This is a genomic window from Snodgrassella sp. B3882 (assembly GCF_026535915.1).
In the GTDB taxonomy this organism is placed as follows: Bacteria; Pseudomonadota; Gammaproteobacteria; order Burkholderiales; family Neisseriaceae; genus Snodgrassella.
Genome location: NZ_JAFNPF010000001.1, coordinates 497,354 through 512,894 on the forward strand (window position 1 = coordinate 497,354; position 15,541 = coordinate 512,894).

At 39.6% G+C, this 15,541-nt stretch carries 12 protein-coding genes and 2 tRNA genes; 5 read left to right on the plus strand and 9 right to left on the minus strand.

Annotation, left to right across the window (positions count from 1 at the left end):
* Positions 1–562 precede the first annotated feature (562 nt).
* On the plus strand, positions 563–1,681 hold the full coding sequence (locus J3U68_RS02075; RefSeq protein ID WP_267374073.1) for a porin: 1,119 nt from the start codon (positions 563–565) through the stop codon (positions 1,679–1,681).
* A 577-nt stretch (positions 1,682–2,258) separates the two neighbouring features.
* On the opposite strand, the gene J3U68_RS02080 is transcribed toward J3U68_RS02075, so the two are convergent.
* Positions 2,259–2,834 (minus strand): DedA family protein, encoded by a 576-nt coding sequence (locus tag J3U68_RS02080; protein ID WP_267374075.1) that lies wholly within the window; start codon positions 2,832–2,834, stop codon positions 2,259–2,261.
* Between the two features lie 82 nt (positions 2,835–2,916).
* A complete protein-coding gene (gene pyrE, locus J3U68_RS02085; protein WP_267374077.1) occupies positions 2,917–3,555 on the minus strand; it encodes an orotate phosphoribosyltransferase in 639 nt (212 codons plus the stop codon).
* Positions 3,556–3,632: 77 nt separating this feature from the next.
* Between pyrE and J3U68_RS02090 the strand changes: the two genes are divergently transcribed.
* A complete protein-coding gene (locus J3U68_RS02090) occupies positions 3,633–4,403 on the plus strand; it encodes an exodeoxyribonuclease III (RefSeq protein WP_267374079.1) in 771 nt (256 codons plus the stop codon).
* Between the two features lie 215 nt (positions 4,404–4,618).
* Here the strand turns inward: J3U68_RS02090 and J3U68_RS02095 are convergent, their stop codons facing one another.
* The 6 genes from J3U68_RS02095 to atoD all read right to left on the minus strand — a co-directional run bounded on the left by J3U68_RS02095 (position 4,619) and on the right by atoD (position 11,930).
* Positions 4,619–6,013 carry a sigma 54-interacting transcriptional regulator gene (locus J3U68_RS02095; protein WP_267374081.1) on the minus strand — a complete coding sequence of 465 codons (1,395 nt, stop codon included), beginning with the start codon at positions 6,011–6,013 and terminating at the stop codon, positions 4,619–4,621.
* A gap of 10 nt (positions 6,014–6,023) precedes the next feature.
* On the minus strand, positions 6,024–7,847 hold the full coding sequence (atoS, locus tag J3U68_RS02100; RefSeq protein WP_267374083.1) for a two-component system sensor histidine kinase AtoS: 1,824 nt from the start codon (positions 7,845–7,847) through the stop codon (positions 6,024–6,026).
* Between the two features lie 208 nt (positions 7,848–8,055).
* Entirely contained in the window at positions 8,056–9,237 is a 1,182-nt protein-coding gene (locus J3U68_RS02105; RefSeq protein WP_267374085.1) for an acetyl-CoA C-acetyltransferase, read from the minus strand.
* Positions 9,238–9,256: 19 nt separating this feature from the next.
* Positions 9,257–10,603: a TIGR00366 family protein gene (locus tag J3U68_RS02110; RefSeq protein WP_267374087.1), complete on the minus strand. Its 1,347-nt coding sequence runs from the start codon at positions 10,601–10,603 to the stop codon at positions 9,257–9,259.
* Positions 10,600–11,262, minus strand: coding sequence for a 3-oxoacid CoA-transferase subunit B (locus J3U68_RS02115; RefSeq protein ID WP_267374089.1), 663 nt, complete (start codon positions 11,260–11,262; stop codon positions 10,600–10,602). Before J3U68_RS02115 ends, J3U68_RS02110 begins: the two co-directional genes overlap by 4 nt.
* 11 nt (positions 11,263–11,273) lie before the next feature.
* Positions 11,274–11,930, minus strand: a complete 657-nt coding sequence (gene atoD / locus J3U68_RS02120) for an acetate CoA-transferase subunit alpha (protein ID WP_267374091.1) — start codon at positions 11,928–11,930, stop codon at positions 11,274–11,276.
* A 932-nt stretch (positions 11,931–12,862) separates the two neighbouring features.
* Here atoD and J3U68_RS02125 point away from each other — a divergent pair.
* The 3 genes from J3U68_RS02125 to J3U68_RS02135 all read left to right on the plus strand — a co-directional run bounded on the left by J3U68_RS02125 (position 12,863) and on the right by J3U68_RS02135 (position 14,671).
* Positions 12,863–12,938 (plus strand) — tRNA-Asn (locus J3U68_RS02125).
* 2 nt (positions 12,939–12,940) lie between these two features.
* Positions 12,941–13,016: transfer RNA gene (locus J3U68_RS02130), tRNA-Lys, on the plus strand.
* A gap of 686 nt (positions 13,017–13,702) precedes the next feature.
* Complete coding sequence (locus J3U68_RS02135) at positions 13,703–14,671, plus strand: DUF4424 family protein (RefSeq protein WP_267374093.1); 969 nt, start codon at positions 13,703–13,705, stop codon at positions 14,669–14,671.
* A 200-nt stretch (positions 14,672–14,871) separates the two neighbouring features.
* Here the strand turns inward: J3U68_RS02135 and J3U68_RS02140 are convergent, their stop codons facing one another.
* Complete coding sequence (locus tag J3U68_RS02140) at positions 14,872–15,417, minus strand: cysteine hydrolase family protein (protein WP_267374095.1); 546 nt, start codon at positions 15,415–15,417, stop codon at positions 14,872–14,874.
* Positions 15,418–15,541: the final 124 nt, after the last annotated feature.

Below are 15,541 nucleotides of genomic sequence, written 5' to 3' on the forward strand. Positions count from 1 at the left end.
TAAGCGTAAAACCCAGCCGATGAAAACTTTCAAAAAAAGGGAGTGTTTTCAAAATAGTGTCATGGGGAATAAATAAACCAGCTTATAGATACTGAATAATAATTCATCATGACGGATTCTTATCTTCCATCGCTAAACGCAAACACTTCTAATTCATTGCATGCGTAGCCATTTTAGCGAGTAGCTCAATGTTACTTGCCAATATGGATGATTAAAGTGTTGTATTTGAATTTTCTAAATAATATTTTTCAAACATATAAGAATATATTGCAGATGGTGATTAGTGTGAACTTAATGCATGAATGAGTGCATTAAAACGCTAATTTAATGGTTATATCGATTGTTTAAAAAACATTTCTGATATCGATTTATATTTATTTTACTTAATCAGCTATCGGTAGAATTTTCACATGCTTGAAATCACCGCCACTGGTTTGCTTTTTTAATATCCGCTCTATATATTCCGCTCACTCGTCATTTTGACGATAGATGTAAAACTTCAAAAGTGCTTCATTTGGTTTTTGAAGTTTGTGTTTTTGACATTGAAATTAGGAATACAGTAATGAAAAAAACCCTGATTGCTTTAGCTTTAACTACATTACCGGTTGCTGCTATGGCAGAGGTTGTTTTATATGGCCAAATGAAAGCAGGCTATGAAACTTCTTCAACTAAAACTAGTGGGGAAAGTCGTGGTCCATACCAGAATGGTATTGCGGACTACGGTTCAAGAATCGGTTTTAAAGGCTCTGAAGATTTAGGCAACGGTCTGAAAGCTATCTGGCAGGTGGAATCAGCTATTCATTTAGGCAACAATAATGATAAAGCTGATAACTTGGCTAACCGCGACTCTTTTATTGGTTTGCAAAGTGATTTTGGTACGGTACGAGCCGGTCGCATTAGCAATGCCATGAAAGCTAATATGGATGTTGTTGATCCATGGGAATACAATAATCAGGTTTTAGGTTTGGGTAAATTTACTCGTACTGGTGAGCGCTATGTTGGTATTGCCTACAATTCTCCTGATTTTGCGGGCTTTAACTTCGATGTTTTATATTCACCACGCGATAACGTCAATGACGGTGATCGCAATGCAGAATACGAGCGTGGTATTGGCGCCGGGGATAAGTACAGTGTTGGTCTGAATTACCAAAATGCCGGATACTTTGCCAAATATGGTTTTGATTATCTGAAAAACTCTGCTGTTAAGTTAGATCGTTTGAATAAGGATATGAAAGACGGGCAGGTGCACCGGATTGAAGGTGGTTACGATGCTGACAATTTATTTGTAGCAGTGGGCTATCAATTCACTAAGAATACCAGCTCTTACTTCCGTGGTCTGAACAATTTGAGTATCGTTGATCCGGCTTCTAAAGAAAAAATTGATGTTGGTGACCATGACTTGACCGTGGACAATCAGGGACAGGAAGCTGCTTTGACTGTAGGTTATCATTTCGGTAACATTTTCCCGAAATTGTCTTATGCTCACGGCTTTAACGTTAAAATTAATGGTATTAAAGAGAAAAACACCAAATACGATCAGGTTGTGTTAGGTGCTGATTACAGTTTCTCTAAAAGTACTACTGCTAACGTTCAGGCTGGATGGTTACGTGAAGGCTTAGGTGAAAACCAAGGCAAAGAGAAAACCACTGCATTTGGTGTTGGTCTGAAACACGTATTCTAATTTGAGTTTATCTCAGTATTGAAATTAAACCCGCTTCGGCGGGTTTTTTGTTTTGCTTTTGTGTCATCTGACTTAATATTTGGCTAATGATAAGGGGTTAAGTTATTCGGAATTTGCACTAGACATTGAGAATTATTTTGTCTAGGTTAAGTGGTTGTTCATCAATGAAATTTAGCTAAAAGCATTTAGAAAATGGTCTGCATTTCGAGCAGATTTTTTGGGTTTTTGCTGAAAATCCATATAGGGTTAGCGTTATATTTTGAATTTTTTTAGAGTACTCATTCATTGATTAGAAAATAAGCAGTTTGAAAAATTTTGTGATAGTATCATGCTACATTTCCTAAATGTTTATTTTTTGTTTATTACGATACTGAGTCGCTGGCAATTATTGTATTAAAGTTATTTTGCTCAGATGTTTCAATCTTCTTTTTATAATTGGTTATCTGCATTCAAAAAAGTCAAATTCGTCTTGGATAGTTATGATGAATGAATTTTATAAAGTTTTAAGTGAATGAAAACACAACATTTGTGTTAGAGCAGTTTGAGTATCTACTGATTTGATTAGGGGTAAATGATTTTAGTTAGAGGATTTTTTTTTGTGACGCTGTTTTAGGCATAGTGCTGCCATGATAATGAGTAGTATTAAGATAATCGCAATGATGACGATTAATCTTGCATAATGTTGATATTTAGCTAATATCCAATGTGTAGATTCACCAAATATAAAACCAAAACTCAGTATCAATAAAGCCCAGAGTAGGGCTCCAATCATATTAAATAAAGCAAAACGAAGGAAAGGAACTTTACTCATTCCGATAGCTATGGGGCCGGCAATACGAACACCATACATGAAGCGCACTAAAATGATAATAAGTGAACTATGTTTATACAGCATTTTGTCGGTTTTCTCCACCATGGGGGTCAGTTTGGGAAAATGTTTCAACAAACGGCTACCATAGTAACGCCCTAGAAAAAAGCACAGCTGGTCACCTAACATTCCACCACAGGCCGCACTTAACATAGCAGGAAAAAAATGTAGATAGCCTTTGTGGATAAAGAATCCGGCTAAGGTTAAAATGGTTTCACCTTCAAAAATACTACATAAAAAAATGGCCAAATAACCATACTGAGTCAAGAGGTAGTCAAAATTCATGTATGTTCGCTCTAATGCTTTAGCAGTAGGATAATATGCTTGAGAGTCATCCAGCCATTTTTTACATTTCTTTCAGGTTTTTCTATACACCATATTGCTGACGATAGGCTGAAACCGGCTGACGGTATTCCGCCAGTTTGGCATCACTTTCTAATAGCTGGAGTAAATCTTTTAATGTAGCAATCGGGATAACTGGGATTTGAAATTGCTGTTCCACTTCTTGCACTGCAGAATGATCACTATTGCCTTTTTCCATTCGATCAAGCGCAATGGCAACACCTGCGGCCGTTGCGCCATGTTGTTGGATAATTTCTACTGACTCGCGCACAGAAGTACCGGCAGAAATGACGTCATCAATGATTAGTACTTTACCTTGCAAAGGCGCGCCCACGAGAACGCCGCCTTCTCCATGATCTTTGACTTCTTTACGATTATAAGCATAGGGTACATTTCGACCTTGTTCGGCAAGCATCATTGCCGTAGCTGCTGCCAAAATGATGCCTTTATAGGCTGGACCAAACAACATATCAAATTGAACGCCGCTGGATAAGATTGAGCGCGCGTAAAAGCGTGCCAGTTGTAATATGCTGGAGCCATCATTGAATAATCCGGCATTGAAAAAATACGGTGATTGTCGTCCAGCTTTGGTGGTAAATTGCCCAAATTTTAAGACGTTTTGTTGTAATGCAAAATGCAGAAAGTCCTGTCGGAAATCAGACATGGTGATCCTTAATGATAAAATAGATGATTTAATCAGTGATTGTTTAAATTTTATCATTATTTGAAAGGGCATGCCGAATGCGGATTATATCAGTCAATGTCAACGGAATCCGATCTGCCGTCAGTAAAGGATTGATTAATTATCTGGCTCAAGCTCAGGCAGATATTGTGTGCGTTCAGGAATTAAAAGCTCAGGAAAAAGATATGTCAGCAGAGATGAAAAATCCTCTGGGGATGTACGGCATATGGCATACCGCGGAAAAAAGGGGTTATAGTGGCGTGGCTATTTATAGCAAAGTGAAACCAGATTTTACTCAAATCGGTTTGGGTTGGGATGATTTTGATCATGAGGGACGATACGTACGAGCGGATTTTGGACGATTAACGGTGATATCGGTTTATTTGCCTTCGGGTAGTAGTTCTGAACAAAGACAACAAGCTAAATTTCGCTTTATGAATAAATTTTTGCCCTTACTGCGTGAATTACGAGCTTTGCAACGAGATATTGTGATTTGTGGAGACTGGAATATTGCCCACCAAAATATTGATTTGAAAAACTGGAAAGGGAATATCAAAAACTCTGGGTTTTTACCAGAAGAGCGACAATGGCTAACGCAAATCATTGATGATTTAGGCTGGGTTGATATCTGGCGTACACTATACCCAGAGGTACCCGGTTATACGTGGTGGAGTAATCGCGGACGGGCATATGCTAAGGATGTAGGCTGGCGCATTGATTATCAATTGACTACACCAGAGTTGGCCGCTTGTGCACAGCAAGCAATGGTTTATAAAGATGAAAAATTTTCTGATCATGCTCCGTTAGTTGTTGATTATATATATAATTAGGGTGTTTATGATAATTGAATACTAGTCGAATTAGGGTTTGGATGAATCATGCTAGGTATATGATCGAAATTGAATAATTTTTTTGGTTGATGTGATTAGTGGTTTATTCCTTCCATAATGATAAAGATAAATTTGTTGGTATTTCACTTGGTATGGATGAGAATTGTTTAAATTTTTGCCGATAACTTTTGTTCATTCTGGTGAAAATGAAAATTCTAGACGATGGTTTCTACAATTTCGTATTCTTGTATTTTATACAATAACGTTCTTTTACTGATTCCAAGTGATTTGGCGGTATTTTCTCTGTGACCATGATTGCGCTTTAGTTCGTTGATGATGAGTTCTTTTTCGTAATTTTTGACTTTGTCTTTTAATGTTACGCCATGTTGTTCAGTTTCTGCAAAATCGGGGTTGAATGCTGGTGTTTTATGATGAGTGAGGATGTGCTCGGGCAGATCCTGTGGATAAATAAATAGACCGTTTGACATGATTACTGCATGCTCGATGGCATTGGATAGTTCACGTACATTGCCCGGCCAATGGTATTGGTTGAGGACTTCTACGGCACTAATGGAGAAGTCCAGTAATTCTTTGTTGTTCTCATGACAAAACTGATTGGCAAAATAACGTGCTAACAGCATGACATCGTTGGTGCGATCACGTAAGGGCGGTAAACTTAATCCCATCACATTTAAGCGATAAAATAAATCTTGCCTGAATTCTCCGCTTGAAATCATGTCTTGTAAGCTTCGGTTGGTGGCTGCAATCAGTCTGAAATCGGTTTTAATCGGTTTGTTACCGCCGATGGGTTCAAACTCTTTCTCTTGAATAACCCGCAGTAGTTTTACTTGTAGATTGGTGGACATTTCGGCAACTTCGTCGAGAAAAAGTGTGCCTAGATGTGCGCGTTCAAACAAGCCTTTTTGACGTTGGTATGCACCTGTAAATGAGCCTTTTTCATGTCCAAAGAGGGTACTCTCTAATAAGGTTTCGGGAAGTGCACCACAGTTTACTTTGATAAATGGTCCGGTTGATCGGGTGCTGTAGTAGTGAATGGTTTTGGCCACCAATTCTTTTCCGGTACCACTTTCACCGGTAATCAGTACGGTGGTTTTGGTTTGAGAAACTTTAGCTATATTGCGGCACAGTTCCATCATGTTGGGGCTATTGGTGAGTATATGACCTTTATTATCTGAGGTTGATAATTCAATTTTAGGGGATAAGTTGATTCCCTGTTTTTTGGCTTTACCTAATTCTAATGTTCGTTTTACCAGTGCTTTCAAATCATTAAGATCGAAAGGTTTAACGATGTAATCAATGGCACCGTGTTTAAGCGCCTCGACCGCGGTATCCACTCCCGCATAGGCAGTCATCAAGATGATAAATATATCTGGATCAGCTTCTTTAATTTGTTTCAATGCTTCTAATCCAGACATTCCGGGTAACCGATTATCCATAAGGATGAGATCAATGGGTTGCTGCTGAATGATGGACATGGCTTCCTCAGCATTATCAACGGTGATAACTTGATCATGTTCCTGCGATAATATGATCGATAGCAGTTTACGTAGGTTTAATTCATCTTCAACAATGAGGATTTTTTCTGTCATAGGTGGTTTTTCAGTTAACGGGCAGTGCAACTTCGACAGTGACACCGCAACCATGTTGATTGTTTTTGATACTTATGTGCCCTTTATGTGAGGCAATAATTTTTTGAACCATGGGTAAACCTAAGCCGGTACCTGAGATTTTGGTGGTAAAAAATGGGGTAAAGATTTTTTCCATGAGTTCGGGCTTAATTCCTGCACCATTATCTTTTATGCGGATCAAAAGATATTTTTCATTGCTGGATAAGGAGGTGTGTATTTCGATGATTCCTTTATCTTTAATGGCCTGAATAGCATTGATTATTAAATTGAGTAGAGCCTGTTTTGTTAGCTCTTTGTCTAAATACAACGCAGGTAGGTGTGGATCTAAAGCAAGGTTGATGCTGATGTTGTTGGAACGATGGGATGAATTCACCAATACGAGTACTTCTTCGATTAGGGTATTGATGTGTGCTGAAACATAATAATTCTTGGAGGGAACAGAAAAATCTAATAATTGTTGAATGACATGGTTAATGGAATCAACTTCTTTTAATATGATTTCGATATATTCATTTTGTTCGTTCCGCGGTAGATCCATTTGGAGATATTGGACAAACCCTCGTACTGCTGCGAGTGGATTACGGATTTCATGCGCGATACCAGCCATTAATTCACCTAAAGCCACCAGCCGCTCTGTTTGCTGTATCAGTTTTTCAACTTCTTCTCGTTCGGTGATATCTTTGAATATCACGACGGCACCGATTATATTGCCCTGATAATCTTTTAGATGGTTGGTACTGGCTGAGATACGGATTATTTTTTTTGCTACTGGAAAATCAATTTCAACGCCAATGTGGTCAACACCATTAAATAGGGTATCCAATAACGGACTATCAAAATTTTTATCGTCAACTAAGGTTGAATGTGGCTGGCCTAATACTTGCTCCAGCTTGTAGCCAGTCATTTTTTCTGCTGCTGGATTTAACATGGTGATGGCGCCATTATTATCTACGGTAATCACGCCATCTAATGTGTTTTCCAGTATAAGCTCATTCATGGTTTTGGTTTTGCGTAGTTTTTCTGCCAGACTATTGATCCCGTTAACGATTTCATTGAGTTCGCCACGAATAACCGGCAGGCGCGAATCTAAAGCAAACGGAAGTTTTTCTAATCCGTTTTTGATGACATTGATATCATTGTTAAGTTTTCTGGATAATAAGGAAGCAATGCTGATACAGATCAACATGCAAATCAAACTGATTGTGAGTACATTTTTATCAAATACCAGGGCTTGTTTTTCTATGTCATCTAATGATTCATTTGCCCAAATGTATCCGAGAATATGTTTATCACGTACGATCGGGATCATGGCATTCATGATGTTGCCACGAATTTGATTTCCACTGTCGACCATAGGTAGGCCACTGAGCATCACTTCTCGACCTTTATGGGTGAGGGGAATGGATTTGCCTACGTTGACCCCATAAGCGGCCTGAGGGGCATAGACGATAATCGCATCCAGTTTTTTGTGATAATAGCCGGCGGCGATTTTCGGCATATTTTTAAGTAATGGCTCGATCTTTGGCGATAATATTTGATTAAGTTGTTGGATTTGTTGATTTTTAGGCAGTTTTGTATCTATTTGCTGATAACTATCAGCCAATAATAAATCTAAGGTTTTGGTGACGGCGTAAAGCTTTTGAATTTTTTCCTGCCTGAGCAGGTCGCGTCCTTCTTTGTCGATAAATAAAGCACAAACAATAATGGAGAAACAGGATAAAAGAGTCACTTGAAGAAATATGCGTGCACTGATTTTGTCAGGATATAAACGCGAAAAAAAACGGGCAGTCATCATGGCTCTGATATCCATCATTGGCTAAATTAAACGCCCATTTATTGACTTGCGGTATACATGGGAAATAGTGCTGGGCGAGTTGATAGATTTGATTGGCTGGTTTGCCTTATGGTGATATTAAACTGAGTCAATATCACCATAGGGTTACAAAGATGTCAATTTTTTCGCTGGCCTGATCAGCTGGTGATGAGGCAAGTGCTCGAAAAATTTAACAACGTTCAATGATTACTGCTGCTCCTTGTCCTCCACCAATACATAATGTAGCCAAACCAAGTTGTTTATTATGATGGATCATTGAATACAGCAAAGTGACCAAAATTCGTGCGCCACTGGCACCAATTGGATGGCCCAGCGCAATGGCACCACCATGAATATTGGTTTTATCCATATCGAAGTTCAGCTCGCGACCCACGCCCAGAAACTGTGCGGCAAATGCTTCATTGGCTTCAATCAGATCAATATCTGATAGTTGCAATGATGCCTTTTGTAGCGCCAGTTTGGTTGCTGGAACCGGACCCAAACCCATGACACTTGGATCTACTCCGCCAGAAGCATAACTGCGGATAGTGGCCAATGGTTTTAAGCCTAATTCTTTGGCTTTTGTTTCTGACATCACTACCAGTGCTGCAGCACCATCATTGATGCCGGATGCGTTACCAGCAGTTACGGTACCCTCTTTTTTGAAGGCGGGGCGTAGTTTGGCTAAGCCTTCAATGGAGCTATCCGCTTTAGGATACTCGTCTTGTTTAAAGATGATCTCTCCTTTACGGGAGCTGATGGTAACGGGCACTATTTCATCAACAAACTCGCCATTATTGATTGCCTGTGTGGCTAGTTGTTGCGAGCGTAAAGCCAGTTCATCCTGTTCTTGTCGGCTGATTCCATATTGTTCAGCAATATTTTCTGCCGTAATACCCATATGATAATGATTGGTGGCACAGGTTAAACCGTCGTTGACCATGGTATCGTAAAGTTCGGCATTACCCATTTTTAAGCCCCAACGAACTTTACTATTCAGTAAGTAGGGTGCTTGAGACATATTTTCCATACCACCGGCAACGACGATATCGTTATCGCCTGCCAAGATACTTTGTGCCGCCAACGCTACGGATTTGAGACCACTTCCACATACTTTGTTGACGGTAAAAGCAGGGACAGATCCAGGAATATTGGCTCTTAACGCTGCCTGACGGGCTGGGTTCTGACCCAAGCCTGCTTGTAGGACATTTCCCATAATGACTTCATTGACCACGCCTGTTTCTAATGAGGCCCGTTTTAATGCCTCTTCAATCACTATTTTCCCCAGATCAATGGCGCCTACGGAGGTTAGTGCACCATTGAAACTACCAATTGCTGTGCGTGTTGCACTGACGATTACAGCTTTAGTCATCATAAACTCCCTTGTTTTATTAGAAAAAGTACAAACCAATCAGGAATATTGGGGTGGTGAATATCAATGCTGTCATGCAATAACCCATAATATCCCTTACCCCTAAGCCGGCAATGGCTAGTGCAGGCAATGCCCAAAATGGTTGCAGCATATTCATCCATTGTTCACCATAGGCAATGGCCATGGTTGATTTCCCTAAATCGGCTCCGAGCGCTTGAGCAGCTGGAATGACAAACGGTCCCTGAATTACCCAGTGCCCACCTCCAGATGGAACGGCAAAGTTGATGATGCCGGAGCTGAAAAACGTCCAGATCGGGAAGGTATCTTTGCTGGCAATGTTGATAAAGAATTCAGTAATCAATCCACCTAATCCAGAGTGTTCCATCATCAATTGAATACCGGCGTAAAATGGGAATTGAATGATGATACCGGCAGTACTTTTAGCAGCATTGGATACTGCACGCATATACGCCATAGGTGTACGATGCAATAAAATACCGGCAGTTAAGAACATGAGGTTAACAGTGTTAATGGTGATATTGAACCCTTTTTGGGAGAAGTAAATAATCAAATAGCCGATGCCTAGGGCACCCACTAATAAGGACAAGAATTTACTTTCCTCCATTTTTTCAGCGATGGTGGCAGTTTTGCGATCCAGTTGGCGTTGAAAGTCAGGTTCCGGAGCCAGTAATTCGGGATTAACCACATTCACGTTGCCATCTGTTCTGACCATGAACCGCACTAAAATCGGCAAGCAGATGATCAGCATCACCGTAATAAATATATTACTGGCGGAAAACATGGTTTGTGAAATGGGTACAATGCCCTGAGGGTTGGCTTCAGTTACCATAAAGTGCGCAACTGGATTGCCTGGCGTTGCAGCCATCAATGGCATGGAACCGGATAATCCACCACCCCAAGTCATAAAGGCAATGTAGGCGCAAGCAATGAGCAAACCGTAATCTACATTTTTGACTTGTCTGGCGACTTCTTTAGCCAGCATGGCTCCCACCACCAGACCAAAGCCCCAGTTCAGGATACAAGCAATGCAGCCAACAAAAGTTACCAACATCGCTGCCTGTGTTGGGGTTTTGGCGATAGAAGCAATGGAAACCAAAATTGACTTAACGGGTGGTGAACTCGCTAAGGCATGACCGGTTACCACGATCAAAGCCATCTGCATACCAAACGCCAAAAGATTCCAAAAACCGTCTCCCCACATTTGTACTAAGTCCAGTGGCTGAGAATTGGTTAATCCCCAAGCCATGAGAAAGATGATAAAGGTGAGAATTAAGGCAAAGATCAGTGGGTCTGGTAAATATTTACTCACTAAGTTGGTAGTAAATCGAGATAAACGCGAAATCATGATGCTGCAGCTCCCGCGATAGACATGGTTTTCAGGTTGTCTGCTACCACAAATTGAGCTGTAGTGTGCGCTTTGACTGTGTCAACATCTACACCTTCTGCGGTTTCAAGCAAATACATCTGATTATTTCTGAATTCAAAAACCGCCAATTCAGTGATGATCATGCTGACTTTGCCTTTGGCCGTCAGTGGTAATGTGCATTCGGGAATAATTTTCGGTTCACCGGTTTTAGTACAGTGTTCCATGGCAATAATCACTTTTTTAGCACCAGTGACCAGATCCATTGCACCACCCATACCCGGCACCATTTTGCCTGGTACCATCCAGTTAGCGAGATTACCGTGTTGATCAACTTCTAAACCACCAAGAACACAAGCATCTACATGCCCACCACGAATCAACATAAAAGAGAAGGCACTATCAAATGTGGCTCCACCCGGTACGATGCCACAAGGTTGTCCACCAGCATTGACGATATTGGGTTCATCTACTGTTTTCGGACCTAAGCCTAAGAACCCGTTTTCAGATTGCAACGTAATATTGATACCTTCTGGCAAGTAATTAACCACCATGGTGGGTAAACCAATGCCCAGATTAACTACATCACCATCACGCAATTCCTGAGCCACACGTCGTGCAATTAATTCTTTTTTATCCATGACTATTTCCTTTAATCGTTGCTGCTAACAATAAAATCTACTAATGCTGCGGGGGTCATGACTGCGTCAGGGTTAATCTGACCTACATCAACCAGCTCATCTACTTGTGCAATAACGGTATCTGCAGCGGTTGCAATTAAAGGGTTAAAATTACGTGCGGCGTATTGATAGATAAGATTGCCACTGTAATCCGCTTTTTGCGCATGAATAATGGCTAAATCAGCCCGTAATGGCAGTTCAAGCAAATATTCACGATCATTGATGGTTAAAACTTGTTTGCCATCAGCTACGATGGTACCCACCCCAGTTGGTGTTAACACCCCACCTAAGCCGGCTCCGCCAGAACGAATGCGTTCAGCAAGGGTGCCTTGTGGTACCAGCTCAACTTCCATTTCACCGGCAATCATTCTTCTGCCGGTTTCGCGGTTAGTACCGATATGAGAAGTAATGACTTTTTTGACCTGATTGTTGTTAATCAGGGGTCCTACGCCTGTATCAACAAAGGCGGTATCGTTACCAATTAAGGTGATGTCTTTAATGCCTGATTGCACGATTGCGTTCACTATCTTAGCTGGCGTTCCGCATCCCATAAAACCACCAAACATAATGGTTATGCCATCGTGGAGAAAATCCCGAATTTTTTCGGTGGTGATTAGCTTATTTTGCATAGAACACTCCTGATTACACGTTGAAAGATTGTTTATTTTTGTTAATAAACATCTTTACTATTGCAATTTATGTACCAGAATGCTGGGTGCTAAATAAAAAGAGTAAATATATGAATTGTAAAGATTAATTAATTTTTCGTATCTAGGAAAAATCGCTAAGGTGCGCAATTGTTTGCACTTTGATGCAAAAAAATGTGCATGAATACATTGAATTTAGAAGAATTTATTCGTGTGCAATAAAGTATAAAACACTAATGTGATAAAGACTGATTGTGCGTCAATTTTAGATGAGGACAATCCCAATATTGAGCAAAATAAATTTTATTTCACCGATATTACCAGTTGTTTTTCAGAATATGATTTAAAAGTCTTGATTGTAATGCTGTCTGAGCAAGCCAAAACACTTTAAAGCAGATTCAATGTGTGTCAGTAGACTTAACTATGGGGCATTTAGTGCTAATTCATTTGAGCGTGATATAAATGTAAAAAAACGGATTGGTTATGTCAATACCATTTTAGTCTGAGTAGATCATCACCAATTGTTTAACAGGACAGAATGTACATGATCCATGGTGTTTTTGTAATAGGGCTCTTGATACGGTTAAAGCACCAATGATAAAACTGGATGGTTTAGGCGAATATGCGGTTGCAGCTTAAGTCGACAGATGAGTTGCTGTTCTCTATATTTATCGTATCCGCTTAAACGGAATTTTTGACTACTCAGGTATAGATTTGAATTTGAGGCAGACCATAAACTGCCCAAAGGGAGTAAACACCCACATTTAGAAAAGATCGGTTAAAAGAGATGATTGATGTAATTTAAAATTATTTTTCAACCAATGATTTGCATGATTTACGCTTCTTTTTTGTGAAAAATGTCCTACAAAAGGATTGACGGGCAGTAATACTGCTTCTATAATGCGCTCTTCCTTTCCCTGATAGCTCAGTCGGTAGAGCGACGGACTGTTAATCCGCAGGTCCCAGGTTCGAGCCCTGGTCGGGGAGCCAAAGGGTCGTTAGCTCAGTCGGTAGAGCAGCGGACTTTTAATCCGTTGGTCGAGCGTTCGAATCGCTCACGACCCACCAAATCTCCTTTGTAGTGTTCAGTTATTTTCTTATCTTTTTTTCTTTTTGATTTATTCCATCAATTCTCTTTTTTACTTCATTTGAGTTGCAGCAACTGACTAAAACGTGGTTTTGTGGTGCCATTGAGTTTAATTTTGAAATAAATTTTGAATTTGAATTTCAGCTATAATATTTTTTGAAATGGCATTATTAAAGCAAACAATGTATTTGGTTGCTTTTGATAGGTGATAGTGCAACTGATAAGATTGTTTTTTCCATACTATTGAAAAACGGCTTTCTGAAAAAGTCTTAGTTAATTTTAAGTTTGATCATGATATGACGAGCAAGATTTTTAAATTGTTTTTTCGATTCTAGCAAATATGTCTTTGTAATATTTGGTTTGAGTGAATATGAGCAAATTTGAGCTTAAGATAAGACAATTATTGCTGATAAAAATATGTTAAATAACTTTTTTTTCAAATACTATTCTATCATTGGGACTTGATAGCTTGTTGATTAAATTTGATTTCATAACTGATGCTTAATAAATGTAATTGGATAGTCTGCCAATTAAGCCCCTCTATAAACCACAGAATAGCATAGATTTTGTTTCATTATGTTTTCTCTGACATAAGAAATACAATACGTTAGTTCTATTATGTTAATATATGCAAATATTTAATTAATTATGATGCATTGGTTGAAACATGAATATTAGAAACGGATTGTGGGCTTTATTGCTTGTTTCGGTTGTTGCCCTGGGCAATGACAGTACCGGTTATGTCGGTATAGGTGGAATCAGTTATATAAAAAATCCTCATATTTCTATGCAGTCAGAGGATCTGTATATCAGTCAAGAGAAAATTCAGGTTGCTTATCAGTTTAAAAATCTAACCAATCGCGATATTACCGAAACGATTTTATTTCCCTTACCTGCCATCCCTACCGGAGTTGATGGGGATTTTGCAGATGTGGAAGGCATGCTTAATAGTTTTCAGATCAAGGTAAATGGAAAGGCGATTAAGCCGAAACGGCATCTGTCTGTTTTTTTTAGTCCATACCAGCAAACGGGTAATAAATCCATTGATGTTACCGCTGAACTGGCGGCATGTGGTGTTTCTGAAAAGAAACTGTTAAATATATGGTTATTACACGAAAATCAGATTGATGATCAGATCGCGGCTTGTTCCAATCCCACAATTCAAAGATTAATAAAAAAATATGAAGATTCGGAATTTGCCTGGGAGATTAAGGTTACTTATAGCTGGGTGCAAACCTTTAAAGCCAACGCGATTACTCACGTCGAGCATCGTTATCAACCACTCGTGGGTGGGGGAATTCCGAATAAACCTAGCATGGCTAGTGTGGCTCGTGGCGAATTGAAAAGATTTTGTCTCGACCGGAATTTTGTTCAGAAGTTAAATGATAGGACAAAGGGGAGTGATAGTCCTTTAATACTGACCCGTGAACTCAGTTATATTTTGACCACGGGAGCGAACTGGGCAAAACCAATCGGTAGATTTACTTTAACCATAGAGCGTAAACCTCATGAACTGGTATCGCTATGCTGGGATAAATCTCTAAAGAAAATTAATGCGACTCAATTTAGAGCAGTGAAAACCCATTTTGTTCCCAAACGTGATCTCGATATTTTGTTTGTTCCTTTATCAGAGTAGTGCAGTGGTCTGTTTTTAGGCGATTGCTTCGCTGAGTTTAACTGGTTTTTGATGGAAAAATTTAGCTATCAAAAACCAGTTTTTATTTTATTTTTGCTGGTCATCGGTATGAAAAACGATTTATACCGACTATGTTGTTAAAAATGTTATTGATCTGCTGTATCAGTGGCTGAGGATGGTGAAGGATTTTTTTCTGCTATTTATACTATGGTTGCACCTAAGGTATGCTGAAAATGATTTAATGCCCATTGATGTCCTACAGGATCAAAACTGGCCACTGCATTTTGATGGACGACGATTTTATAGTTCAGATTATAGGCATCTACTGCTGTATGGAGTATGCAGATATCGGTACAAACGCCGGTTAAATGCAGTTCAGTGATGTTTCTTTCACGCAAACGTATATCCAGATCAGTGCCACTGAAAGCAGAATAGTGTCGCTTGTTAAGCCAGTATATTTGTGGATTGGTTTGATTTTGGATATATAGCTGTTTCAATGCTCCATATAATTCCTGCCCCTTAGTACCGATCAGGTTGTGTGGCGGAAAAAGTTTGTTTTCCGGGTGATAGTGATCTTCTACCTGATGGGCATCAATGGCAAAGACGACAAAATCCCCTTGCTCAATAAATGCTTTGGTCAACTGCACCATTTGCTCTTCAATTGATTGACCAGCCGATGCGGTTGTTAATGCGCCATCTGTGGCGATAAAGTCATGGGTGTAGTCAATGGAAAGAAGGGCTTTCATGTGCTATCTCTAATCAGCTGTTAGATGTCAATATTGCCGTACATTATAAATGAACCGTTAAGAATTATGTGGGTGTTTCCTGCATATGCATTTTATTTGTTTGGTTTATTTATATTTAACTTGC

Coding starts and splice junctions, on each gene's coding strand:
- J3U68_RS02135 (WP_267374093.1), top strand. CDS start 13,703: ATGAATATTAGAAACGGATTGTGGGCTTTATTGCTTGTTTCGGTTGTT.
- J3U68_RS02110 (WP_267374087.1), bottom strand. CDS start 10,603: ATGATTTCGCGTTTATCTCGATTTACTACCAACTTAGTGAGTAAATAT.
- J3U68_RS02090 (WP_267374079.1), top strand. CDS start 3,633: ATGCGGATTATATCAGTCAATGTCAACGGAATCCGATCTGCCGTCAGT.
- J3U68_RS02140 (WP_267374095.1), bottom strand. CDS start 15,417: ATGAAAGCCCTTCTTTCCATTGACTACACCCATGACTTTATCGCCACA.
- pyrE (WP_267374077.1), bottom strand. CDS start 3,555: ATGTCTGATTTCCGACAGGACTTTCTGCATTTTGCATTACAACAAAAC.
- J3U68_RS02115 (WP_267374089.1), bottom strand. CDS start 11,262: ATGGATAAAAAAGAATTAATTGCACGACGTGTGGCTCAGGAATTGCGT.
- J3U68_RS02095 (WP_267374081.1), bottom strand. CDS start 6,013: ATGACAGAAAAAATCCTCATTGTTGAAGATGAATTAAACCTACGTAAA.
- J3U68_RS02075 (WP_267374073.1), top strand. CDS start 563: ATGAAAAAAACCCTGATTGCTTTAGCTTTAACTACATTACCGGTTGCT.
- atoD (WP_267374091.1), bottom strand. CDS start 11,930: ATGCAAAATAAGCTAATCACCACCGAAAAAATTCGGGATTTTCTCCAC.
- J3U68_RS02105 (WP_267374085.1), bottom strand. CDS start 9,237: ATGACTAAAGCTGTAATCGTCAGTGCAACACGCACAGCAATTGGTAGT.
- J3U68_RS02080 (WP_267374075.1), bottom strand. CDS start 2,834: ATGAATTTTGACTACCTCTTGACTCAGTATGGTTATTTGGCCATTTTT.
- atoS (WP_267374083.1), bottom strand. CDS start 7,847: ATGATGACTGCCCGTTTTTTTTCGCGTTTATATCCTGACAAAATCAGT.